Annotated in this window: 20 protein-coding genes; 15 read left to right on the plus strand and 5 right to left on the minus strand. The window is 58.4% G+C overall.

Annotated elements, in window-relative coordinates; genetic code table 11:
* Positions 1 to 10: 10 nt before the first annotated feature.
* On the minus strand, positions 11 to 2161 hold the full coding sequence (locus tag HMPREF3164_RS06530; protein WP_048751234.1) for a transglycosylase domain-containing protein: 2151 nt from the start codon (positions 2159 to 2161) through the stop codon (positions 11 to 13).
* Between the two features lie 319 nt (positions 2162 to 2480).
* Between HMPREF3164_RS06530 and HMPREF3164_RS06535 the strand changes: the two genes are divergently transcribed.
* From HMPREF3164_RS06535 to HMPREF3164_RS06555, 5 genes are all read left to right on the plus strand, one after another.
* Positions 2481 to 2687 carry a DUF4177 domain-containing protein gene (locus tag HMPREF3164_RS06535; RefSeq protein ID WP_004005495.1) on the plus strand — a complete coding sequence of 69 codons (207 nt, stop codon included), beginning with the start codon at positions 2481 to 2483 and terminating at the stop codon, positions 2685 to 2687.
* Positions 2688 to 2815: 128 nt separating this feature from the next.
* Positions 2816 to 3298 carry a RidA family protein gene (locus tag HMPREF3164_RS06540; RefSeq protein ID WP_013397767.1) on the plus strand — a complete coding sequence of 161 codons (483 nt, stop codon included), beginning with the start codon at positions 2816 to 2818 and terminating at the stop codon, positions 3296 to 3298.
* A 13-nt stretch (positions 3299 to 3311) separates the two neighbouring features.
* Positions 3312 to 4376 (plus strand): NUDIX hydrolase, encoded by a 1065-nt coding sequence (locus tag HMPREF3164_RS06545; protein WP_070449760.1) that lies wholly within the window; start codon positions 3312 to 3314, stop codon positions 4374 to 4376.
* 84 nt (positions 4377 to 4460) lie between these two features.
* Positions 4461 to 5459, plus strand: a complete 999-nt coding sequence (locus tag HMPREF3164_RS06550) for an NADP-dependent oxidoreductase (RefSeq protein ID WP_070449761.1) — start codon at positions 4461 to 4463, stop codon at positions 5457 to 5459.
* 15 nt (positions 5460 to 5474) lie between these two features.
* A complete protein-coding gene (locus HMPREF3164_RS06555; protein ID WP_070449762.1) occupies positions 5475 to 6110 on the plus strand; it encodes an NAD(P)-dependent oxidoreductase in 636 nt (211 codons plus the stop codon).
* Between the two features lie 48 nt (positions 6111 to 6158).
* Here HMPREF3164_RS06555 and HMPREF3164_RS06560 read toward each other — a convergent pair whose 3' ends face one another.
* Together HMPREF3164_RS06560 and HMPREF3164_RS06565 are read right to left on the minus strand one after the other, a co-directional pair.
* Positions 6159 to 7067, minus strand: a complete 909-nt coding sequence (locus tag HMPREF3164_RS06560; protein WP_239664670.1) for an Abi family protein — start codon at positions 7065 to 7067, stop codon at positions 6159 to 6161.
* Between the two features lie 497 nt (positions 7068 to 7564).
* Positions 7565 to 8242, minus strand: a complete 678-nt coding sequence (locus HMPREF3164_RS06565; protein ID WP_048754231.1) for a Crp/Fnr family transcriptional regulator — start codon at positions 8240 to 8242, stop codon at positions 7565 to 7567.
* Between the two features lie 365 nt (positions 8243 to 8607).
* Here HMPREF3164_RS06565 and HMPREF3164_RS06570 point away from each other — a divergent pair, with 365 nt between their 5' ends.
* On the plus strand, positions 8608 to 9801 hold the full coding sequence (locus tag HMPREF3164_RS06570) for a MarP family serine protease (RefSeq protein ID WP_070449764.1): 1194 nt from the start codon (positions 8608 to 8610) through the stop codon (positions 9799 to 9801).
* Positions 9802 to 9964: 163 nt separating this feature from the next.
* On the opposite strand, the gene aroQ is transcribed toward HMPREF3164_RS06570, so the two are convergent.
* Positions 9965 to 10408 (minus strand): type II 3-dehydroquinate dehydratase, encoded by a 444-nt coding sequence (gene aroQ / locus HMPREF3164_RS06575; protein WP_004005487.1) that lies wholly within the window; start codon positions 10406 to 10408, stop codon positions 9965 to 9967.
* 111 nt (positions 10409 to 10519) lie between these two features.
* Here aroQ and nth point away from each other — a divergent pair, with 111 nt between their 5' ends.
* Both nth and HMPREF3164_RS06585 read left to right on the plus strand, forming a co-directional pair.
* Positions 10520 to 11446: an endonuclease III gene (gene nth, locus HMPREF3164_RS06580; protein ID WP_070449766.1), complete on the plus strand. Its 927-nt coding sequence runs from the start codon at positions 10520 to 10522 to the stop codon at positions 11444 to 11446.
* Complete coding sequence (locus HMPREF3164_RS06585; protein WP_070449770.1) at positions 11439 to 12206, plus strand: NUDIX hydrolase; 768 nt, start codon at positions 11439 to 11441, stop codon at positions 12204 to 12206. The genes nth and HMPREF3164_RS06585 overlap by 8 nt, the downstream gene beginning before the upstream one ends.
* Before the next feature lie 65 nt (positions 12207 to 12271).
* Here HMPREF3164_RS06585 and HMPREF3164_RS06590 read toward each other — a convergent pair whose 3' ends face one another.
* A complete protein-coding gene (locus HMPREF3164_RS06590; protein ID WP_070449774.1) occupies positions 12272 to 14224 on the minus strand; it encodes a bifunctional 3'-5' exonuclease/DNA polymerase in 1953 nt (650 codons plus the stop codon).
* 195 nt (positions 14225 to 14419) lie between these two features.
* Between HMPREF3164_RS06590 and HMPREF3164_RS06595 the strand changes: the two genes are divergently transcribed.
* The 7 genes from HMPREF3164_RS06595 to HMPREF3164_RS06625 all read left to right on the plus strand — a co-directional run bounded on the left by HMPREF3164_RS06595 (position 14420) and on the right by HMPREF3164_RS06625 (position 23168).
* Entirely contained in the window at positions 14420 to 16903 is a 2484-nt protein-coding gene (locus tag HMPREF3164_RS06595; protein ID WP_070449777.1) for a PEP/pyruvate-binding domain-containing protein, read from the plus strand.
* A gap of 6 nt (positions 16904 to 16909) precedes the next feature.
* Positions 16910 to 18106 (plus strand): MFS transporter, encoded by a 1197-nt coding sequence (locus tag HMPREF3164_RS06600; RefSeq protein WP_070449780.1) that lies wholly within the window; start codon positions 16910 to 16912, stop codon positions 18104 to 18106.
* Between the two features lie 227 nt (positions 18107 to 18333).
* Positions 18334 to 20130 carry a TadA family conjugal transfer-associated ATPase gene (locus HMPREF3164_RS06605; protein ID WP_246822627.1) on the plus strand — a complete coding sequence of 599 codons (1797 nt, stop codon included), beginning with the start codon at positions 18334 to 18336 and terminating at the stop codon, positions 20128 to 20130.
* Positions 20127 to 21551 (plus strand): type II secretion system F family protein, encoded by a 1425-nt coding sequence (locus tag HMPREF3164_RS06610; protein WP_070449783.1) that lies wholly within the window; start codon positions 20127 to 20129, stop codon positions 21549 to 21551. The genes HMPREF3164_RS06605 and HMPREF3164_RS06610 overlap by 4 nt, the downstream gene beginning before the upstream one ends.
* Before the next feature lie 84 nt (positions 21552 to 21635).
* Positions 21636 to 22145, plus strand: a complete 510-nt coding sequence (locus HMPREF3164_RS06615; protein WP_070449786.1) for a DUF4244 domain-containing protein — start codon at positions 21636 to 21638, stop codon at positions 22143 to 22145.
* Positions 22146 to 22203: 58 nt separating this feature from the next.
* Positions 22204 to 22626, plus strand: a complete 423-nt coding sequence (locus HMPREF3164_RS06620) for a TadE/TadG family type IV pilus assembly protein (protein ID WP_048754224.1) — start codon at positions 22204 to 22206, stop codon at positions 22624 to 22626.
* A 2-nt stretch (positions 22627 to 22628) separates the two neighbouring features.
* Positions 22629 to 23168: an Rv3654c family TadE-like protein gene (locus HMPREF3164_RS06625; RefSeq protein ID WP_070449787.1), complete on the plus strand. Its 540-nt coding sequence runs from the start codon at positions 22629 to 22631 to the stop codon at positions 23166 to 23168.
* Positions 23169 to 23218: the final 50 nt, after the last annotated feature.

The raw sequence follows: 23218 nt of genomic DNA on the forward strand, positions 1-23218 counted from the left end.
GTACGCCCTCTTAGTTACCGTTGACGTTTGTTGACGTCACCGATGCCGGGGGCTCAGTAAACTTCTCGGTGTTGTACTTCGGTGCCATGGCCTGCATGAACTGCTGCCACTGGGCACCCGCATAGGTCGCACCGTCCACGTACTCCAGCACGCGACCGTTAATCGCAATACCGTTCATCGAGCGGTAACCCAAGTCGTTACTGCCCACCCACGAAGCGGTTGCCAGGCCGCGGGTGTAACCAACCATCCAGGTCTGTGAGGAGTTATCGTTCGTACCGGTCTTCGCGGCGGAAGCATCCGGCAGACCGATAGCGCGCTTAGGCGCTGAACCTCCGGAGGCAAGCACGCCCTTGAGCACGTAGCTCACACCGTTAGCAATATCCGGGCTAATCGCCTGCTCACACTTAGACTCGTAAGTCTTCATGGGCGAACCATCACTCTTAGTAATCTTCTCAAGTGGGCGCGGCTCACAGTACTTACCTTCGCTCGCGAAAGTTGCGTATGCGCTCGCCATGGTCAGCGGGGTAGCACCGTACCTGGTACCACCAATGTTTGCACTGAGCAGACCCGGATCGTACAGCTGCTGACCCAGACCGTCGTGCAGGTGCAGCTTATTTGCCATATCGCTGATATCGCAGAGGTCGAGTTTACTGACCATCGAGTACAGGTAGGAGTTAGCCGAAACGCGAATACCGTAGGCGACCGTACCCCAGCTCTGGTATCCCGGAACCGCGTTCTTGAAGGACCAGCCGTTAGCGGAGTCACGGTAGTAGTACTTACCGCCCTCCACACAGCGGGCGTTCCACCCAAAGCTGCTTGGGTAGGATAGGGCCGTACCATCGATTTGGGCGTTCACACCTCGACCAGAGTTAATCCACTGGGACAGCACCACGGGCTTGAAGGTTGAGCCCGGCTGGAATCCGGGGGTGCCGCCATAGAGCGAATCTACGTTGAAGTTGAACTGGGTTTGCGAGTGGTCATTCGCATCCTTGGGTTTACCCCATTCGGCGTTCTGAGCCATCGCCACCACGCGACCGCTGCCAGGCTCCACACTGGTCAAAGCGGCGTTCACGTTGTTGGTGTTGGTGGAACCAGGCTGAACGGCCTCCACAGACTGTTTAGCGATCTTCTGCGCTTCGGGGTTCAGAGTACTCACAAGCTTAAAACCGCCGCGGTTGAGCAGGTTCAAACGTTCCTCGGGAGTTGCCCCGAAAGATTCGTCGAGCGCAACATAGTTCACCACGTAGTTACAGAAGAATGAGCTTTCGCCCGCAACAGAGCAGCCCTTCTCAGGCGGATGAACATTGAGCTTAATAGGCGATGCAATGGCTTCATCGTATTCTTGCTGTGAAATCTTACCGTCACGAAGCATGGTGCCAAGCACCACATCGCGGCGTTCACGCGCCAGATCGGGGTGGGTTGTTGGGTCATAGGTGTTCGGTGACTGCACCAGACCCGCGAGAAGGGCCGATTGGGCTACCGAAAGATCCTTCGCGGAAATACCCCAGTAGTATTGGGCCGCCGCCTCAACACCGTAGTTGGTACCGCCCAAGTTCACGATGTTCAGGTAGCCCTCAAGAATCTCGTCTTTAGACTTGTTCTGCTCCATCGAGATAGCGAGCTTCATCTCTTTGATCTTATCGAGATACCCTTTATTCCCGCCCAGGGTTGTGGGGTCTGCGCCGCGCTGCACATCGGAATCAACGATCAGGTTGTTCACGTACTGCTGTGTGAGTGTCGATGCACCCTGACGTTTCTTCGGGTTCAGGAAGTTATTCGCGAACGCACGACCAATGCCGATAGCTGATACGGCACCGTGGTTGTAGAAGTCGCGGTCTTCCACCGAGATAATGGCATCACGCATATGCGGTGACATCTGATCGAGCTTAACCTCTGTGCGGTTTTCCTCGAAGAAGGTCGCAAGCTCGGTCTTACCATCAGAGGCGTACAGAGTCGATGGGCGTGAGAAGGGGCCTTCTGAAATGTCTTCCGGAAGATCCTGGAACCACGTCATTGAGGCATTAGCGACCATGCCAACACCTACCGCCGGGGGTACCACGATAATTGCTACCAAGAACCCGGCAATGATACTGAACGCCACAAACTGCAAAAAGTCACTGGGGCGACGCCGTTGCGCGCGCGATTTTTTTCGTGAAGCCATTCATTCAGTTTAGCGGATACACCTGAGAACGCATCCCTCAAAAGGGTTAAACTCTAGGTTTAACTTGCCGGTTTCCCGTCTTCGCGGGCAACGCGCCGGATGTACTTCCTTGGCTATACCGTGAAAACACCGGGTCTATGCCCCGAAAATCCGCGGTATCTCGCGGGTTATGTACTCTGTGCGGGGCTGACCGGCGTATCCGGTGCACGAGGTGACCGTTCGGCGTCACGTTCTGGCCTTCTGTTACGCCTAGAGCGTTGAACCTGCAATAGAGCGCAATAGCCTTGTTCGAGCCGGGGAACAGGACTACCCTAGAGCTATGAAGAAATGGGAATATTTGACTGTGCCGTTGATCGTGCACACCACCAAGGCAATCCTTGATAACTACGGTGAGGAAGGGTGGGAACTCGTTGCGGTTCTGCCCGGTGCACCCGCACCCAGCGGACCGAACCCCGCAGGTAACATGGTGGCACCCACCCAGGGTAACCCCATCGCCTACCTCAAGCGCGAGAAAGTTGAAGGCTAAAGCCTTGCACCACGCCCGGTAACCTGAATCCTCCGGTTGCCGGGTTTAGCGTCCCTTTTGCGATATGCTTCTACAAACACTACATATATGCGGCGCACGTGCCACCAACCACATCCCTGGAGAACCCCATGACTGAATCCCGTTACGAACTGAGCATTCGTGAACTCGGATACCAACTTCCCGAAGTCGCAGCCCCTGTCGCCGCCTATGTACCCGCCGTGGTGAGCGGGAACTATGTGTATACCTCCGGGCAGCTTCCATTCGTCAGCGGTCAGCTGCCCGCCACCGGTAAAGTCTCGGATTCGGGTGACTCAACATTTGTGACCCCTCAGGACGCTAAGAAGTACGCCGCTATTGCAGTGCTGAATGCGCTTGCCGCCGTGAAGTCCGTTATCGGCGACCTTGACCGGGTGAAGAAGGTCGTGAAAGTTGTGGGGTTCGTGGCATCAGACCCGGAATTTACCGGTCAGCCCGGGGTGATCAACGGCGCCTCCGAACTGTTGGGTGAGATCTTTGGCGAGGCTGGTACGCACGCCCGCTCGGCGGTCGGTGTTCCGGTGCTTCCGCTGGACTCTCCCGTTGAGGTTGAAATCATCGTCGAGTACGTCTAATATTCTCAGGATCATGACTACGACACCTTCTCAGAAGCTGTACACCGGAGTAGTTCCGGTGGTTGGTGAAGAACGGAAGCCGCGCATCTTTACCGGGCGGTCTTCTGCACCTGCCGCACGCACCGAACAGATTCAGCGTCTTTATAAAATCCCGGAGTTTATGCGCACTGCCGCCGAAACATGGGTATCCGAGGGCGGTGAGGATGCTGGAGGGGCATGCTCGCTCCGCCAAGCGGCGTCAGTCATCTTTGTGCGTGACGGCGAAGACGGTCTTGAAACCATCCTGACCTACCGTCCGGGGTCCTCACCCTTGGGCGTTGTCGCTTTTCCGGGCGGTACCGTGACCCCCGGCGATGACGACGCAACCCCCTGGTACGGCCCGACCCCCGATGAATGGTCTGCCAAGTTCAAATTCAAAAATGTAACCTGCGCGCGACGCACCGTGATCGCTGCTATTCGCGAGTCCTTTGAAGAAACCGGTCTGCTTCTTGCCGGTGAGGACGGGCAGAACGTCGCCGAAAGCGGCGCGGGTGAAGAACAGATGAGTCAGCGTGAGGCAATCGCCGATCAAGACAAGAGCTTCGGGCAGTTCTTAACCTCATGCGGACTGAAACTACGCACAGACCTGCTGCGCCCGGTATCGCGCTGGCAGTCGCCCGACTTCTTCCATAAACGCTACGACATCGCCTATTTCACCACGGTTGTTCCTGTGGGGCAGAACGCCAAGCTGCTGGAAGGCAAAGGTGTGTGGGGCAGCTGGGTGAATGTGCGCACGCTCATGGAGAGTAAGGATACTTCGGAACTGGGGGATCGTATCGGGCAGCCGAATACGGTGGGTAAGACCCTTGAGGAACTGGTGACTCCCGCCGTGATGTGCATGCTTGAGTCGCTCGCCGCCTCAGAAACCGGGGTATCGTGGCTGGCAAAGCGTCGTACCGTTGAGGTGAAGAAGCCCGTGCTCGTGAAGAACGACGGCGCGTGTATGCTTTCGTTTACCGAAGTTGTGCCGGTGTCGTCTAAAACAGGAACGCTTGGCACAGTCGGTCCACTCAGGTCGACCTCTGTTACCCCCTCATAAAACTTGGAAGGCCGGATTTTCCGCAATGTGTGGAGAATCCGGCCTTTGTTGTAGGCAGATAGTCACAGTGAAAGGAAAAATCTCATGATTCGCAAAATTCAGTACAACGCCTATGGCGATCCCAGCGTCCTAGAAATGGTTGAGACAGATGAGCCTACGCCGGGGGAGGACGAGGTTCGTGTGACGGTCAAAGCGGTTGGACTGAACCCCATAGATCTGAAAACCTTTGAGGGGTATAAGCCGCTTCGTGTCGCAGAGACTAGCAACCGTTTGCGTCACCCGTCCTGGTGGTTTGGCCGCGGTCCCGCACGTTTTCCGAAAGGTGTGGGGCGTGATTTTTCAGGTGTGATAGATGCTCTCGGTCCCGGTGTGAACAATGTTGCTGTGGGCGATGCGGTACTGGGAACCCTGCGCAGCGCTCCCGGCTCCGGCGTAACGGAAGGCTCCCTGGCTGAGAAGCTGGTGACTTCTGCCCAGAATATTGTTGCGAAACCTGAGAACCTGAACTTTGAGGTTGCCGCAGCCTTGGGTGTCGCCGGGGAGACCGCGTGCGGGGCGTTCCGTGCAATCGATCTGAAACCCGAGGATGTGCTGGTTATCAGTGCCGCATCCGGCGGTGTGGGAGCCGTGGCGGTTCAGCTTGCGGTGCATCGGGGAGCAACAGTTATCGGTATCGCATCAGAGAAAAACGCGGAGTTTGTGCGCTCTCTGGGGGCTACTCCAGTTGCATACGGTGACGGTTTGAAGGAACGTATTCTCAAGGCAGCACCGACCCCGGTTACGAAAATGCTTGACTGCTACGGCGGGGACTATATCCCGTTAGGGGCAGAGCTCGGACTGAAAGGGCCCGTGATGGGTACGCTGATTCCTACACCGAAGGCAATGATAAAAGGCGCGCAGTTTACGGGGGCGCGGCATGCTCAGCCCGGTGATCTGAAAGAAGTCGCCGATCTGGTGGCATCGGGAGATATTGACGTGACCTTAGCGCATGTGTACCCGTTCAAACTTGATTCCATCCGTGACGGCTATAAGGAACTGGGCACGGGGCATGTGCGCGGTAAACTTGTGGTCACTATTCCCTAACAAAAGTCGAAAACTATGAAAATTTTAGTGTCCGGTGCTACCGGAAACGTGGGCCGTTTGGTCGTGGAACAGGCGCTTGCGCGTGGCTATGAGGTAGTTGCACTTGCCCGGAAACCGCAGAATCTTCAGCTCGATCACCCGAACCTAACTACGGGCGCTGTAGATATTCTTGATGCTCAGGCCCTCAAACCCTGGCTTCAAGGCGTAGATGCGGTCATTAGTACCGTAGGGATTGGCACCTCGAAAACGCCGACAACCCTTTACTCTGCCGGAACAAAGAATCTTCTGAACGCAATGCAGGAGCATGGGGTATCACGTTTAGTTGTGATCTCTTCGGAGGTCGCCGAACATTGGGCTCATCAAGGGCTCTTCAAGCTCTGGGTGGTATTGCCGCTGCTGCAGCACTTTTTGGGTGCAACCTACGATGATATGCGGCGTATGGACGTGGTTTTGTGGGAAAGCACCGCGCAGTGGACTGCGGTGCGTGCCCCTCGCATTCAGCCGATGAAACCCAAAGGCTCTTATCGGCTAGATGCCCACAAGCCGCTTCGACGCGGCTGGATGATTACCCCAGCGGATATGGCGACTGCGTTACTCGATATTGCCGAATGTGAGGACCTGAACCGGCAGCACGTCTACGTTGCTAACTAGATGTGAGAAGGCGCCTGCTATGCCTTAATTGGGCGATGCTTATTTCAGCTATATGCTCCAGAGCTTACTTGCCGTTTGCCAGTTATCAGGAGCTCCCATATGTGAAATTGGGACTATCTGAACTTCTGGAAACGATTGTACGACTGTCGGTAACAGCTTTTTATTACCAACGTTGAGACGATCTAAGAGAAGCTGCACAAGTGTAAGTTGCCCGAAAGTGCGTTTCCAATCGGTATTTATGCAGTCGAGATCGGTGTGGATACCTTGAGCAGGTAGCTTAGGCGAAATAGCATGTACCCTGTTAAAAAGGCGCCCATGGTGAGCGCAGATATTCCGCACGATGTTAAGAGCCTTAAGCCAGCTACGCAATTGAGGCGCAGTGAGGTCGCACTGACTAGATATAGTATTCTGCACGCTAGTGGGTGAAAGCTCGTAAAGATAGGTCAAGCTTCCCCAGTCCATAATCTCCGTTGCAGCCCATACTGGGAGCTTCCCGCCATATTTCTGTTTGTGGTGTTTAACAAAGTCTTCACGTGATGATTTAAGCTCATGTTCATAACGTCTACGCCAGTATTCATACTTAGTACTACGAGCGGTAGCCCCTAGCTTGTAAGGATCAAGGTGAATCAAAGGGTCGAGACGCCCTAGTTCATGACCAAGATGCGCACGTATTGCAAGCTCAATAGGTGTAAGGGCTGTAAATGTTGCAGTACGAAGTCGAGAATCAAATCTATATAAGTCAACTACATCTCTCAACCGCGTACCTGGAAAGAAAGTATCTGCACGGCTGCTATTTTTAAACTCTCGAAACGGGTAGCAATAACCGCTCAAACGATAATAACTAACCTGCTGAAGCAAAAATATCGCTTCGTCGCGATCTCCTATGTCCATACCACGTCTGACTAGGATATCTACTTGCTCATTGTAAGTTTTAAATTCTTTGATGTCCTCGCCCATGAGTACCCTCTGCATGATGAAGACCGGCCCTGGACCTAACTATCAAAGTAGTAGGCGGAACCGGTCGTGGTGATAAACACTCTACACAACGTTCGTCATTCTAAGCAAGCGCGATCGCGCCTTATTCTTGATAAATGTCATAAGAACTTTCGTCTTGCTAGAGTTATCCGCACTCGCTTTACAAGGGGACCCGTATCGCCTGGAGGCGATCCACCCTTAGGCGCTTATGACGAGTATCCCATCGGAAACGTCTGGCTTCCCGTACTCTTGCTTGGGCTCAGGAGGATATCCGCAACGAGCGCCTAAGGCTGTCATCCACGGCAAAGCGAAGCGGCACCGGGGATGACAGGTCGCCTTGTCAAGCGAGTGTGGAGTATCCTCCTGAGCCTTGGAGCTGATTCGATGCAGAGCACGCAAAAACCGCATCCGAAATCGTTGAATAACACGACGTATCGGATGCGGTTTCGTGTAAAGACTCTGCGAGCCCGTCAGAGAGCTTAGCGCGAGCGTTGGCGCAGTCGCGGCAAATCGAGAATCACGACTGCGCGAGCCTCTAGGCGAATCCAACCGCGGGAAACGAACTCTGCCAGTGCCTTATTAACGGTTTCGCGGGATGCACCGACAAGCTGTGCCAGCTCTTCCTGGGTGAGTTCGTGGGCAACGAGGACGCCGTCGGTTGCGGGGCGCCCAAAGCGGTCTGCAAGGTCGAGGAGAGCCTTAGCGAGGCGACCGGGGACGTCGGAGAAGACGAGATCTGCCAGCGCTTCGTTGGAGTGGCGCAGGCGGCGTGCCAGGGTCTTGATAACCTGGTCGGAGATGCTGGGGTCCTGTCGCTGTGCACGTTTGAAGGACTCGTGCTTAATAGCAGCCAGGCGTGTTTCGGAAACCGCTACGGCGTTGGTGGATCGGGGAGAGGGGTCGAAGAGCGCCATCTCACCGAAGACGTCACCGGGTCCCATAAGAGCGACCATATTTTCGCGCCCATCTGCGGCGGTGCGCCCGAGCTTGACCTTGCCGGAGAGCACAGCGAAGAGCTGGTCGCCCTGGTCACCCTCGTAGAAGAGCACGGCGTTGCGGGACAAATCAATTTCTTGGATATCGTCTGTGAGCAGCTTGAAAGCGGCGTCATCGAGGGTCGCGAAAAGCGGGGAACGACGAAGGATATCGAGATCCATAGTTACTCCTTGAGTGGGATAGCGGGCGATTCTTTCGCTCGAAAATCTGTGCGTCACACGGTCGCGTCTGCGAGACGGATACGATGTGAACCGCATCGCTGGTGTGTGACATATTCAACTAATACTGAGCCTACCTCATATTTTCTATTTCCGCATCTAAAAAACTGCCTCGAGCAGGAAAAGTTTTCTGCGCTTACGGGGAAAACTTAAGAAATTCACAGCTTCGCACTCTAGCATCAGCATGTACAGTGTGAGAGGGCGTTGAGCAGCGCACGAACTCTTCGACTTCTCTCATGCTCAGGCGTGCCTTCCGGACGCGCCGTGCGGATTCACCGCATTTTATGTATTCACCAAGGAGAACGCTCATGCCAGCAACTTTTAGCCCCCTTGACATTATTATTCCTGTCATTCTCGTGCTTTATTTCATTGCCGGTCTGCGTAGCGGTTTCTTCACCACGCTAGGTACCTTCATCGGTCTTGCTCTAGGCGTATGCGCCGCCGCGTGGCTCATCCCGCTTGCCGTTGCGGCTGTGGGCTCCAAATGGGGGCTGATTACCGCTATCGGTATCCTGATCCTCTGCCTAACGCTGGGGCAGTGGTTGGGACTCATCGGCGGCCGCAGCCTGCGCCGTGTCACGGATATAACCCCGCTTAAAGGCGTAGAACGTTTCTTTGGCGGCGTGCTCAATGTTGCCGCCTGCGCGCTTGTGCTCGTGGTCTTAACGCTCACGATGCGCACCGTACCCCTGCCGCAATTCAACGCCGCGTTGAACAACTCAAAGACCCTCTCATGGATGGTCGAGAACACTCCGGATGGTCTGCGCAACGGTATTGAAAATATTCGTAACGATGTGCTCGCATCCGGCACTATTCCCGAGGTGCGCCAGCTGATCGCCCCGGAAACCAGCGCGCCCACCCAGGGCGTAGAAACGGAGGCGCTCAATAACGCCTCTGCCTCTGTTGTGCAGATTCTTGGCGCCGCAGAACAGTGCGGATACACCTCGACCGGTTCCGGGTTCGTGGTGGATCATGGGCTTATCGCGACGAACGCACACGTGCTTTCGGGCGTGAACTCGCCTATGGTGAGGGATCAGCGCGGGCGCACCTGGCAGGGCGAGGTGGTCTATATGGATACCGCCCAGGATCTTGCCTTTATCCGCGTGCCTGGGATGAACCTGGACCCGTTGCCGATCGGCAGGAACGCAAACCCCGGCGAGACCGTAACCTTCATGGGTTACCCCCAGGGCGGACCGTTCAAGGCGCTCCCTGCGACCGTGCAGGGTGTGGGCAATACCCAGACCATTGACGTAGAGACCGGTAAGCCTAACCCGATGCGCCAGGTCTACCAGCTTGCCGCAGATGTGCAGCACGGTAACTCCGGCGGGCCTGTTCTTGACGAGAACGGTAACGTTGTGGGCGTGGTCTTCGGTAAAGCTCCCGATGGTGAAAGCAGCACGGGGCAGACCGGCTATGCGATAACCGCATCCACCCTGAAGCAGGCGCTTGAGGCTGGTGGCAGCAACACCGCTTCCGTGGCGACCGGAACCTGCAAGAACTAATTGCTGTAACACGATAAACGCATGATGTTATCGCTGGGTAACCCTGCGACGACAACCAAGATATAAGGTGCCTCACGTATCCCTGCTATTGGATGCGTGAGGCACCTTTGCGTGCCCGCCTCACCGCACGGCGCTGAGGCTCTGCGACCGATACTTCTCGGCTCTACTCCGACTCTAGATGCTGTGCCAAGAAATCTACCGCCATCACGTACCCGTAGGCGCCTGCTCCGGCGATCACCGCCGTAGCCTGCGGGGACACATACGAATGATGCCTAAACTCCTCGCGCCGGTGCACATTCGAGAGATGAACCTCAACGACGGGCAGCTCGGCGGCCTCCAGCGCATCGTGAAGCGCCACCGACGTGTGCGTGTACGCCGCCGGGTTGATAATAATCGCCGCGCCACGGGTGCGTGCACGCTGAATCTCATCCACCAGCACACCCTCATGATTGGACTGCATAAACTCAATATCGAAGCCGTGCAGGGCGGCGCGCTCACGCACCATCAGCTCAATATCGTGCAGAGTCGTGTACCCGTACACCTCGGGGCGACGCTGCCCCAGCAGATTCAGATTAGGGCCGTTCAGAACAAAAATCGTTGCAGACATACCCCTAGTGTGGCATATTTACCCGCTCAAAAGCGGCAGAAACCGTGCGGTAACGGCGAACTTCGGTACCCCTAGCTGGGAAAAGCAGACAAAAAACGGTAGGCTCGCGCTATGAGCGCATCCGCACCGAAAAGCACCACCGACACAGCCCCAGAGCTACAGCTCACCGAGGAAGAACGTGAACTGCTAAGCATCCGCACCGTGCCCGAGTTTGAGGCAGCACAGGCGGCACGCCGCCGCGCGAAGACACTCGCCAAAGCCCCCGAAAGCCACCTTGCCACCGTGCGCCGCGCCCGCAAAATCAACCGCATCCTGGGCGAAACCTACCCCTACGCCGTGGCTGAACTCGACTTCACGAACGCCTTTGAACTGCTGATCGCCACAGTGCTCTCGGCGCAAACCACCGATGTGCGCGTCAATCAGGTAACCCCGGCTCTCTTCACCCGCTACCCGGATGCGCCCGCCCTCGCCGCCGCCACCGAAGAAGAGGTCGAACCCTATATTCAATCCCTCGGATTCTACCGCGCCAAAGCGAAATCTATCGTCAAACTCGCCCGCCAGCTCACAGACGACTACGACGGAGAAGTGCCCGGAACCCTCGATAAACTGGTGAAACTGGCAGGAGTCGGGCGCAAAACCGCAAACGTGGTACTCGGCAACGCTTTCGGAGTACCCGGGCTGACCGTCGATACCCATTTCGGCAGGCTCGCGCGCCGCATGAGATTCACCACCGAAGACGACCCCGTCAAAGTCGAACACGACGTTGCCGAGCTTATCGAACCGCGCGAATGGACCGACTTCTCACACCGCATGGTATACCACGGGCGGCGCATCTGCCACGCCCGCAAACCCGCCTGCGGAGTCTGCCCCATCGCCGACCTGTGCCCATCCTGGGGCGAAGGCGAGACGGACGAAACTAAAGCGCGTAAACTCATGAAATATGAAATGGCACCCGGTCGTGAACGCCTGCACCTGCGATTCCTCACCGGTGCCACCCGCCGCCAGCTTCACGCCGAAGGATACCCGCTGAGTGCCTAACACCCTGAACACCGCCGCCGAACAAGCCCGCGATGCACTCGCGAACCTTGCCGCAGGAAAACTCGATTTCAACATAGACTCCCTCATGCGGTACGCGCCCAACAGCACACTCTCCAAAGAAGCGGCAGTGCTCGTTCTCTTCGGCGTACTCGATGATGAACCGAGCGCATCCGCTGACTTTGAGGGATGCCCAGAGTGCGTGGGCGAGAACCTGGACGTTCTGCTTTTGGTGCGGGCAGATACTCTGCGCTCACACGCCGGTCAGCCTGCATTCCCGGGCGGCAAAATCGACCCCGAAGATTACGAACTGGCGCGCCAGCAGGGAGTTTCGGTGGGGCGCATCGCCGCCCTGCGCGAGGCAGTGGAGGAGACCGGGCTTGACCCTGCGGGGGTTGAAATTCTGGGGGAGCTGCCGACCCTGCCGCTTGCCGTGAGCGATTTCAGGGTGACCCCGGTGCTGGGGTGGTGGGCTTCACCCACCCGGGTTGGCGTGGTCGATACGAACGAGTCTGCCCTGATTGCGCGGGTGCCCGTGCGAGATTTGCTCAACCCCGCCAACCGGCATACGGCATATGTGAAGCGCGGGCGCATAACCCATAAAACCCCGGCGTTTGAGGTTGCGCACTCTAGCGGCGATGCGCGGGTCGAGTTCACCGTGTGGGGGTTCACCGCGATCGTGCTCGATAAGATTTTTGATGCGCTCACCTGGACAGTACCGTGGGATGCTTCGGTACTTAAACCTGCGCCCGCATCTGGGTAAGCAGCCGTTGGCGGGTGTCTAAAGGCTCGCGGGAGGGAAGAGAAACGAGCGTAGGCGGCGTGGACCTATTTACCTTCGGCATAGTTGGTTGTGACCGTCACTGAGACCGGGAACTCCACCGGCACCGTCCCGAAAAGCAGGCGCGCCGCCTCTGCAGCAGACTCCCGCAGAATCCTCTCGACACGCTCCGCCTCAAGCTTGGGGCCGCACAGCAGCAGCTCATCGTGCAGAAAATAGACAATTTTGGTGCGCATAGGCATGCCGAAAACCGTCTCGGTCAGCAGACGCGAACGCACCCTGCCCATCCAGCACAGCGCCCATTCCGCAGCCGTTCCCTGCACCACAAAGTTGCGGGTCATACGCCCGTAAGAGCGCGAAAGTGAGACAGCACGCGACTCCGCCGCCGGGGTAGAACGGTCTGCAACCGTCCGTTTGAAACGTTCATCTGGCGCGGGTGAGGTGCGCCCCAAAAAGGTGGTGACCTGCCCGCCGACCTCGCCGATGCGCGCCGCACGCTCCGTAAACTCCATCGCACGCGGGAAAAGCTTGGCAACATGCGGCAGCAGCGCCCCAATTTCTCCGCTGCGCCCGCCGTACATAATGGCGAGAAGCCCCACCTTAGCCTGTGCGCGTTCGGTGAGCGCCACGCCCTCAAGCCGGGCGAGTTCGGCGATTCCCGCATACATATCGGTGCCGCGGCCCGCCGATGCCAGCGCCTCGTCGTGGCTGAGCGCCGCCAGGATGCGCGGCTCAATCTGCGAACCGTCAGAAACGAGAAAAACCTCGCCTTCGGGGGCTAGAATTGCCGAACGGATCTCGGCGGGAAGCTGCAGAGCCCCGCCACCGGATGCGCCCCACCGCCCGGTCGCGGCGCCTCCAACTTCAAGATGCGGGCGAAAACGACCGTTGCGCACCCAGGAATCCGCCCAAGACCACCCGTTCGCCGTAAAGATGCGGTACAGCTTCTTGTACCGCAGGATGGGCTCGATGAGCGCCCACCGCCGTTCCCGCTGCGTGGCAGTCTCCTCAGCCCAGCCCTTGAGCACATAGGAGCGGGTACTGGGCACGTTCACCCCGGCGGCGTGAAGTGCGCGTAAAAGTTCCTGCGGGGAATCCGGGTTCAGATGGGGCGCGAAAAGGTCGGCACGAATCTGCTCGGCAAGCTCCATCAGCTTGGCGGGATGCTCGCCTTCAGGTGGGCGCGAGCCCAAAATCTCAGTCAAATGGGCATCATGCGCGGCGGTGTCAAAGGGAATTCCATAGTATTCGATTTCTGCCGCGACCAGGGACCCTGCCGATTCCGCCGCCGCCAATAACCGCAGCCTTTCAGGATGCGCACCGGTGGCGATCGCCCGCAGCTGCGCGGTAAATTCGTCGAGATGCTGGTGCACCAGCTCGGTATCTGCCAATGTCAGCGTTGGGGGCGCCGCCTCATGACCGGACGCAGTATTTTCCTCAGCCGCCGTCAAAAAGTCGTCCCCGAAAAGCTCGCCCTGACCGGCAATTTGGCGTGCGACGGGCAGCTTACCCGCAGGTTTTTCGACAGTATCCTGCGCCAGGTCGAGAACGGGTTCATAACGAACATGCCCGCTCGGGTGAGTACTCGCGGTGCGCAGAATGCGCTGTACCAGGCGCATATCGTGGCACAGCTGAACCCGCACCCCTTTGCGCAGCAGAATAGGCGCAATCGTGCGGGTGTCAGCCCATATCCAGCGTGCGTGCGGTTGCTTCGACTCGGGGTTAATGCGCGGGTCAGAGCGACGTTCGACTTCGCGCACATAGGCGGGCAGATTTCCGGTACTCACGCGGTCGGCGCGCAGAATATTGAGCTTCGTGTGCATGCCGGTCAGTTGTGCCGGGGCGAGAGATTCGACGTGAAAAACTCCCCAAAAAGCGGGGGAGGATGGGGAACCATGCCCCGATGTTCCCGTGCCCGTGTGGGCGCGTGCGGGATGCGCATCCAGCGGAATGACCGAACCGCCGGCGGGCGCATCGAGGGGAACAACGATAATGTACACATTCCTATTATCGGTGAGAGAACCCCGAATATGCGAAGACGGTTATGCGTGAACCTGCATGTCAGGGCGAATTCGATGGCAGCAATCTATGTCCAAACCCCACCGCGACAGATATTCTAAGAAGATAGAGAAGCGCTTTGCCGTTGAGACAGGACAAAGAGTGACACGAAGCATAATTAAGGTTGTGATCGAACGATGAAGGCCGCACACGAACAAGAGACGACCGCGTTCATAGCCTGGTTCCGGCGAGGTCATCCTTCCGGGGATGCCCAGGTGGCCAGCGTCGGCAGCAAGGGCGCCAACCTTATAACGATGCATCGCGCTGGTCTGAACGTGCCGCCAGGATTTTGCGTGACAACAGACGCCTATAGAGCTGCCGTCGCACCGATTGCTGAAGATATTATTCACGAGGCAACCGGTACGAGCTCTCACGCTGCACGAGAGCTGATCCTGAAGCAGGAAGTCCCCCGCGCCGTGCGAGACGCCGTCGTCGAGGCTTACCGGGCGCTGGGATCGCCGGTTGTGGCGGTACGTTCATCAGCGACAACGGAAGATTTGGACAGTGCGAGTTTCGCGGGGCAGCAGGATACTTATCTCGGTGTGCAGGGAGAAGACTCAGTTGTCGATGCCCTAAGGCGGTGTTGGGCTTCACTCTGGACGGATCGGGCGATAGCATACCGCACAGAAGCCGGGTTCTCCCACGAATCGGCGGAACTTGCCGTGGTGGTGCAGGAAATGGTTGCTGCAGACGTGGCGGGCGTCTTATTTACGGCAGATCCTATCTCTGGCATGACGGATCGGATGCTCGTCAGTGCCTCCTACGGTCTTGGCGAGTCCGTCGTCGCCGCCCATGTCAACCCGGATACATTTACGCTGGACTCGCAGGGGCACGCCGTCGAGACGATCATCGGGGATAAAGAGACACGCATCGACCTCGACCACACCGGCGGGACTAAGAGAAGCCCGGTTCCACCGAATGATCGTGCGGCTTCGTGCCTGTCAGACTCCGATCTTCGACGACTTCACGCTCTCGGGCGGCAGGTATCCGCCTATTACAACGCACCCCAAGATATCGAGTGGGGTATATGCGGCGATGAGCTCCACCTCTTGCAGACTCGACCGATTACATCTTTATCGAATTTGTCGAACACCGACTCGGGACACGGACCTGCACAGTCAAAGATTCTGCAGATGATGCGTGATGACCTGATCGAGCATTATCCCGCACCGTATCCCCTGGACATCATGCCCGTGCGCAAGGTACAGCAGGAAGTTCAACAAGTTCTCGGTTCCTTCGGCGTGGATACGCCACCCGTTGATCGTGTTATCCGCATCAGCGATGACGGGATTGCGAGCATTCATGCAACGTGGCCGCGTGTTTCGCCGCGCATCGTAACGCACTTGCCTCGCACGATCCGACAGGCTTTTTCGGCTGCTAACCCCGACTGGAATACAGACTCGCTGGATTGGAAACATGAACTTGAAGCATTCCAGGCGGATAATCGGGCATTTGAGAGTATCACCGACCGCGACCTGATCGCGCGCAGTCACCGTGCGGTCGATGCGGCAGCTGAGCTTACGCGCGCTCGCTTCTCGCACTACCTCATGCCGCTAATGTTCAAACGTGCCGAGGCGGATATGATGATGAAAATTGCGCGGCTTGGTCCGAGCGTCACCACCGAGGATTTATTCGCGAACCTCGATTTTGTGACGGCGCATATCGACCGCGAAATTTCGCGTCTCTGCGAGCGCGCCCGCGAACTCGGTCTCGACGACGTTCTCGTGGACACGGATAACGCGGTTGAATCTCTCTCGAAGCGCCCCAATGGGCCGGCGTTTCTCGAAGAGGTTCAGCAGACGCTGTCGCGGATTGGGGCGCGCACACCGCGCATGTACCTGCCCTATTCAAGCAGGTCTTGGAGTGAGAACCCCGAATCATTTTTCACCCTGATTGCCGCCGGTATTCGTGGCAGGCACACCATGGATGCAGATCGGGCCGATAAACGTCAGCTTGTGCGCAGCCGACTGCCACGGTTCCTGCATAAACGTTGGGATAAGACGGTCACCGCGTTGCGGGCTCTGCATGTCGCACGTGAAGGCTCTCTGTATCTCATCGAAGAATGGTTTGTTGAGGCTCGTAGGGTCATGGACGAGATCGCACATCGACTCGTTGAACGCGGCATCTTGGCGAATCCCTCAGACGTAACCTATGCGCTGTTTGACGAGGTGGAATCTGCGCTGCTTGCAGAAGAACCATCCTCCGATCTGCAGCAGAAGATTTCGCGCCGAAAGCAGAAGCGCACAACCGCTGAGACCTTGTGGTGGGACCGGGGGAAGCACCGGTCCGAGACGGACGGCATCAAAGGGGTTGGCGCGAGCCCAGGGGTGACGATGGGCACGGCACGGGTTATCCACGGGCCGGAAGAGTTCGGGCTGTTGGAACCGGGCGAAGTGCTCGTGTGTCGGTATACCGATCCCACCTGGACCCCGCTGTTCAATGTGGCTGCCGCCGTGGTGGCTGATACCGGAGGTCCGCTTTCTCACGCGGCCATCGTCGCGCGCGAGGTCGGGATTCCTGCCGTTCTTGGCACTCAGTCCGGTACGCAGAATATTACGTCGGGTCAGACGATTCGGGTTGATGGGAACACAGGACTGGTTACACCGGTCGAAAGTGAGTGAGGGCAGATGAGTCGTCGTCACTGGTGTCTGGCAGCCGTGCTCATTGGGTCTGCTTCGGCTACGCTGATGCAGAACTTTATCACGGTCAGTTTGCCGACGATTGCCTCCGAGCTCGCCGGTCACAGCACCGTGGGGTGGGTTGTGGGTGCCTATATGTTAGCGTCCACCGCTATGCTTCTGAACAGTGGTCGCTGGGCCGACCGCCAAGGACCGCAGAAGGTTTATGTTGTGGGCACCCTGCTGTATGCAGCGGCTACAGTGTTGACTTCGCAATCTCAGTCGATGGTGCAGCTCATTATGTTCAGGGTGATTCAGGGTCTTGGTGCTGGCATTATCGTGCCCGCGAGTATGGCTGCTGTGACCCGGTACTGGCGTGATAAACGTCTTGGCAGGATTATTGGTCTGCTGGGTTCAATGCAGGTTGTTGCGACCCTGATTGGGGCACCCCTTGGGGGCTGGCTGACCTCAGTTCTTGGCTGGCGTGTGGCGTTTGCAAGCCCCGCTCTTCTCTCTATCGTGGCTCTTACCCTCTCGTTGAGCCTCCCCGGAATCCGGTTGCCGAGTGAACCCGCTGAAGCGCGAAGCTTCCGGTCTGTGCTGGCTGAGCCGGTACTCGTGCGAGGACTGATCAGCACGGCGGGTTTGTCGAGCCTTGCCTTCGGTGCCGCCGTCTATCTGCCCATGTCAATGGCCCATACGCTGAAGATGGATACCGCAACTTTAGGATGGCTGGTACTGCCTTTGGTGGCGGGAAGCGGCATTGGCTCCGCAATCGGCGGACTGCGCGCGCATCATGCACGCACAGAGGTAATCGGGTGGCTGACCGCGACTATCGGCGTCCTGACGTGCCTGGTGCCTCATATCTGGTCGCTGACTGTGGGAGGCGCACTCGTGGGAATTGGTGTCGGTATCGGTATGCCCGCGATCTTCGTGAGGCTCCAGGAGGCGATCGGCGGCGGAAATGAGGCCGTGACAAGCGGGTTTGTTCAATTCGCCAGGAACGCCGGTGGTGCTTTGGGAGTTCCCCTCTACGGAATCGGGTTGATGCTGCCTGTGGCTCTCTCCGTCTCGCTGCTGCTGACCTTCTCGTTCATGTCTGCCGCCGCGATCGGCGGACTTATCCTGTGCTGGGTGGGAATCATTGGTGTTTCTTCTTATAACCCGGTGCATAAACTGTCTCGCGAAGACAAGGCAGTAGGGTGAGGCGATAAGAACCCTTCCTAGTGGTTCGGGCGCAAAGCGGCACGGTTAGCGCGGTGCGTTATAGCGCGACATAAAAGCGTGGTTTGTGCAGTCGGTGAGCAGACAATCGGTGTGGGATCGTCCTCTTGTCCTGTGGATACCCCGTAAAAGTGTCCCATAGGGCGAAGTTATCCACAGTCTGCTGCTCGGCTGCCGTGCGCATGCGCGAAAACCTGTGAAATAGGGGTATGGCAGCTTTACCTCCTTCACCTCAGGCAGTATTTCGCACCCAAACGGCAGAACACGGCGTTTTCCGGGCGTTCTCTCGCGGCGCCGGTAGCGCTTATAGATCGAGTAGCGCCGAGACAGCAGGCACCGACGGGTTTGCCCCCGAGCAAACAGACTTCGTCACCTGTGGAAACTATGCCCCGCCCGAAACCCTCTCGATTGTTGGCACCTGCATGCCGCCTCAAGAGCTGATGGCACCCGATTTTTCAGCCGAGACAAGAGAACACCTGGGGCTCACCCCTATTCCGGTGTTTGAGGATCACCGCGCGCGGCGCATCGCCCGGCATGCCCTCACCTATCTGCTGGCGCGCCCACTCAGCCCACACGCCGAGACCGAGCATGTTTCACCTGTTGCTTCGGCAGAAGGCGAAAATCCCCGATTGTGGTCGAGTAAAGACCTAACGTTGGCGGTGCAGCAGGCCTGCGAAGAAGACATGTATGGGGACGAAAACCACGAGTTTCCCGTCGGGCACGAGCCCGACCTTGTATCGCGTGCGCTGTCCTGCCTGCACGCCGAACTTTACGGTCTGGGTGCGCTTGAAACCCTCACACATATTCCCGGAATCACCGATATTTACGTGAATTCTCCGCAGGATGTGTGGGTTCAGGCGCACGGACAAACCCAACCGGTAACCCTCACCTTCGAGACTGAGGCGCAGGTACGCCAACTCGCCAACCGTCTTATTAGGGCGCACGGCGGCAGGCTCGATGCGGCGCATCCGGCGGACGACGTGCACGACGACTCCGGTCGGCGTATCCACGCGGTCATTCCGCCGCTGGTCGAGAATACGCACCTGTCTATTCGTCTGCCCGCCCAAAGCTGTTTGACACTTGCCGCGCTCCGCGAAAGCGGCATGTTTGATGCGGCGACCGAGCAAGCCCTGCGCACCATGGTTGCGCGGCGGCAGAACTTTGTCGTCAGCGGGGGAACCGGTACTGGAAAAACCACGCTTCTGAACGCGCTTTTGGGTGAATGTGAAGCCTGGGAACGCCTCATGATCCTGGAAGATACCCCGGAACTGAACCCGCAGCATCCGCATACGGTGAGCCTCAAAACCCGTGCCGCGAACGCCGAAGGCGCCGGAGAGATCACGCTGGGAGACCTGCTGGTGCAAGCCCTGCGCATGGCACCCGATCGGCTCATGGTGGGGGAGTGCCGCGGCTCCGAAATCCTGCACCTGCTTAACGCCATGAACACCGGGCACCAGGGCGCAGGCACAACGCTGCACGCGAATTCCGCGTTCGCCGTGCCGCATCGTCTTGCCGCGCTGGGTGCGCTTGCCGGTTTGGATGAACGCACTGTAGCCCTGCACGCTTCCACCGCATTTGACCGCATTATTCACCTGGAACAGGTGCAGGGCATGCGGCGGATCGCTGGAATTTACCGGCTTGACCTGCGCCAGGATGCGCTGGTGGTAACGCCGTGCGGGTCTGAGCCTGCGGGTGAACTCTTGCCGGGCGAAGGCCCAACGGCAGACAATTCGGCGGGCGGCACCCTACCTGAGGGTAACGGGGAAAACTTACCGCTGAACCCTCCCACGGACGCTATTTCACCGGATAGGCACGCTGCCCATGCACGCTCGGCAACCGCGCATCCCGGACACGAACACCGCGGCGCAACCCCCGAAACGCAGACTACACCGACCGCATGTACCTATGGATACGATCCGGGGGTTCGCACCGATTCTGCCGCGCCCTATACAGCTGTACCACGGGAACAAACCGACCGTAGTAGCCAGGAAGGAGAGGAACTATGAGCCTGATGGTGCATCATAAGACGCGCGCCGCCGGTTCGTCTCAGAGAAAGGCGCGTAAAAACGCAGGCGACAGCATGGCATTTGGCGAGTATCTGCCCGCCACAACACAGCCTCGGCTAAAGACACGGTTTCAAAGGCTTATCCCGTCGACTCCACCAACCTCAACCGAGATGCGTCTATGGCCGCAAGCGTTGCGCGGTATATCTGCAACCCTGGATGCGGGTCTGAGCCTGCGCGAAGCAACGGCTGAAAACCGTACCCGGCATCCGCCTGGCGCTGACGGCTTTACGGTTCGCGGTTCCGCAGCACAAAGTCGGGAAATGGGGAACGCTGATGGGAACGAATCCGAAAAGTCCTCGCTCCTTCGCCGGGCGCTGCACCGACTGACGGGCAGCAGACGCGAGCGGGCATACCGGCAAACCCAAGACGATATTGACGAACTATTAGACACTTTGGCCCGTGAAGAACAGCTTGGTTTCGCGGCGGGAACAACCCTGGGCGCCCTTAGCGCGCAGCGAGCACACAGCCGGGAGCGCATCCGCGAACTCGGCCTGTGCTTACGCATGAACGAAACCACCGGCGCACCTCTGGCGCAGACCCTACGGGCTGCAGCCGAACACGCCGAAGAACACCTGGATGCTCTTCTTGGGCGAGAAAGTGCGCTGACGGGGCCGAAAACGACCGGCAAGATACTGTCGTGGCTGCCGTTTATCGGGTTGGTGATGGGCTGGCTGATGGGAACGGATCCCGTCGGCGCGCTGACTGGTTCGCTGGCTGGTCTGCTGACTGGTTTTTTGGGCATTACGCTGGCGCTTCTTGGGAGGCGCTGGACGGCTCGGCTTGTGCACCGGGCCGAACGCAGCTCCGTGCTGGCCGAGGAACCCGCGCAGAAGAATGCCCGCGCTCAAGGAACTAGGCGGCGCCGAAGAGAAAAGAAACCGCAGAAAGAACTGGCAGGGTTTAGCGGTTCTGCAGAGACTGAGCCGCTGGATCCGGCACTGATGCTTGAGCTTCTTGCCGCACAATTGCGTGCGGGGCTCGGCCTGACCGGCGCCTTACAGGCTCTTGGCCGGGCACTCGCGCATGAAGAACGGGCAATAAGTGATGCGCTTGAGCACATCACCTTGACCCTGACGGTAAGCGCCGATTGGCAGGCCGCCTGGGACGGTTACGACCATCCACTCTTGCGGGAATTAGCTCGGATCCTGGCACCGGCGTATTCGGCGGGAACACCCAGCTCGGCACTGCTGCGGCACTGCGCGGCAACATATCGGCTTGAAGAGCGCCGGGCGGCAGAGCGCGCATCCGCAAAACTTGCCGTGGCGCTGGTTCTTCCGCTGGGACTGTGCTCGCTTCCGGCCTTTATCTGCTGCGGAATCATACCGATTGTGATCTCGCTTCTTCCGGGGCTGCTGGCCTGAACCCGGTGAGCTTCGCCCCGAGGCACGTTGCAGCAAATCTACCCACAAAAATTATCAAACAAAACTATATGAAAGGAAACAACGATGACTGTTGTACACTCTGCTCCCGCTCTGCACACCACGCACCGGAGCACTCGGGAATGCCTTGAGACCTATGCCCGCACGGAAGAGAACCCCGTACTTTTAGGGCAGGCACTCGACGAATACACGAACATATACCTGCAGCAGCTTGAACCGCATTTTGCTCAACAACTGGCGCAGGCGCTCGCCGCCGGCTGCACCCTCGATAAATGCGCCGCAGAATGCCGTTCCCTGAGCGAGCACGAGGAACTCTTCGCGGGAATTCGCACGGATGAAGCCGCCGAACTGCACGAGATGGCCTCGCCCACCGACGAGGTTGAATATGCAGACGAAAACGACCCGGAGGAGGGCGCCAGCACCGCAGAATACGGCATCGTAATGCTCGCCGCCGTAGGTTTTGCCGGTCTGCTGGTCGCCATTCTCAAGTCCGACGAGATTCGCGGCATGCTCGTAGATATGGTCAAGAACGCCCTTGCAACGGGCGGTTCTGGGCTGACCTTTGGGCTTTTCTAAACCCGGTACTACCCGTGAAAACCGCGAGAGTTGCCCAAACCCGACGAAAGGAACGTCTATGAGGCTTATACACCGCATGATGCGCGCCTGGCGGTTACGCGCGCGTGATGAAGGCGCCGTGACTGCCGAATTCGCGGTCGCTCTGCCCGCCGTGATCGCAGTGCTCGCGCTCTGTCTCTCAGCGGCAGCGGTAGGCATAGCCCAGTCGCGACTCGAAGAATCCTCGCGAGTCGCGGCACGCGCCTTCGCCCGGGGAGACAACCTCGCCGCCGTACAGCATGAAGTTTCGCGGATAGACCCCAACATTAACCTGCAGGTACAGACCGTGGAAGAAACTTCGGGGGCGCGGCAGGTGCGGGTTCAGGTGGAGCGTGCGGCACCGGGGGTTATCGGCTCGGTAACCGGCTGGAGGCTGCAGGCCACCGCGACCGCACGGGTTGAGGGCAGCTCGGATAACGCCACGACGGCTGGCGGCGAATAAACATGGTCACACCTGGTTTCATCTGGAATGCATGCGTGCCGCCGTTCGCCAAACCGCGGCGCGAGGCGGCTGATCGGTCGCTGCCGACCGAAAACCCTGAGGAGGGGAGCGGCACCGTACTTGCGGTAGGCATTATCGCCGCCTTGCTGATCCTGGCAACCGTCATCATCGGTTTTGCCGGGGTAAGCACGGCGAATCGGCGGGCGGCGCAGGCGGCAGACCTGGCGGCGCTCGCCGCGGCGGATGCGCTGCGCGGCATCACCCCTGGAGACCCTTGCGATATTGCCGCCCAGGTAGCCCGCGATAATAACGCCAACTTGGTGGGGTGCGCCCTCGCGGACCGCCCCGAAACCGTGGATATTCGGGTGAACTCTGCCGTGCACGGACCGTTTGCTTTCCTCGGCGATGCGCAAGGTACATCGCGCGCCGGGGCACCGCATCCGGACTCTGGGGAGGGCGCACCCGATGAGGGATTATCCGGCGACGAGATCCCCGAGAACGTCCCCTCCGACCGAACCTCTGAAGAACCGGGGAACCCATAAAATCCGACTGATGAGCCCGATAGGAGGTGTTAGCCAGACCTTGTGGAATG

The sequence above is a fragment of the Rothia sp. HMSC08A08 genome (assembly GCF_001808385.1).
Classification (GTDB): domain Bacteria; phylum Actinomycetota; class Actinomycetes; order Actinomycetales; family Micrococcaceae; genus Rothia; species Rothia dentocariosa.

Excerpts from the sequence above, each read along its gene's own strand:
- HMPREF3164_RS06530 (WP_048751234.1), bottom strand. The coding sequence starts at position 2,161 with ATGGCTTCACGAAAAAAATCGCGCGCGCAACGGCGTCGCCCCAGTGAC.
- HMPREF3164_RS06535 (WP_004005495.1), top strand. The coding sequence starts at position 2,481 with ATGAAGAAATGGGAATATTTGACTGTGCCGTTGATCGTGCACACCACC.
- HMPREF3164_RS06540 (WP_013397767.1), top strand. The coding sequence starts at position 2,816 with ATGACTGAATCCCGTTACGAACTGAGCATTCGTGAACTCGGATACCAA.
- HMPREF3164_RS06545 (WP_070449760.1), top strand. The coding sequence starts at position 3,312 with ATGACTACGACACCTTCTCAGAAGCTGTACACCGGAGTAGTTCCGGTG.
- HMPREF3164_RS06550 (WP_070449761.1), top strand. The coding sequence starts at position 4,461 with ATGATTCGCAAAATTCAGTACAACGCCTATGGCGATCCCAGCGTCCTA.
- HMPREF3164_RS06555 (WP_070449762.1), top strand. The coding sequence starts at position 5,475 with ATGAAAATTTTAGTGTCCGGTGCTACCGGAAACGTGGGCCGTTTGGTC.
- HMPREF3164_RS06560 (WP_239664670.1), bottom strand. The coding sequence starts at position 7,067 with ATGGGCGAGGACATCAAAGAATTTAAAACTTACAATGAGCAAGTAGAT.
- HMPREF3164_RS06565 (WP_048754231.1), bottom strand. The coding sequence starts at position 8,242 with ATGGATCTCGATATCCTTCGTCGTTCCCCGCTTTTCGCGACCCTCGAT.
- HMPREF3164_RS06570 (WP_070449764.1), top strand. The coding sequence starts at position 8,608 with ATGCCAGCAACTTTTAGCCCCCTTGACATTATTATTCCTGTCATTCTC.
- aroQ (WP_004005487.1), bottom strand. The coding sequence starts at position 10,408 with ATGTCTGCAACGATTTTTGTTCTGAACGGCCCTAATCTGAATCTGCTG.
- nth (WP_070449766.1), top strand. The coding sequence starts at position 10,520 with ATGAGCGCATCCGCACCGAAAAGCACCACCGACACAGCCCCAGAGCTA.
- HMPREF3164_RS06595 (WP_070449777.1), top strand. The coding sequence starts at position 14,420 with ATGAAGGCCGCACACGAACAAGAGACGACCGCGTTCATAGCCTGGTTC.
- HMPREF3164_RS06600 (WP_070449780.1), top strand. The coding sequence starts at position 16,910 with ATGAGTCGTCGTCACTGGTGTCTGGCAGCCGTGCTCATTGGGTCTGCT.
- HMPREF3164_RS06605 (WP_246822627.1), top strand. The coding sequence starts at position 18,334 with ATGGCAGCTTTACCTCCTTCACCTCAGGCAGTATTTCGCACCCAAACG.
- HMPREF3164_RS06610 (WP_070449783.1), top strand. The coding sequence starts at position 20,127 with ATGAGCCTGATGGTGCATCATAAGACGCGCGCCGCCGGTTCGTCTCAG.
- HMPREF3164_RS06615 (WP_070449786.1), top strand. The coding sequence starts at position 21,636 with ATGACTGTTGTACACTCTGCTCCCGCTCTGCACACCACGCACCGGAGC.
- HMPREF3164_RS06620 (WP_048754224.1), top strand. The coding sequence starts at position 22,204 with ATGAGGCTTATACACCGCATGATGCGCGCCTGGCGGTTACGCGCGCGT.
- HMPREF3164_RS06625 (WP_070449787.1), top strand. The coding sequence starts at position 22,629 with ATGGTCACACCTGGTTTCATCTGGAATGCATGCGTGCCGCCGTTCGCC.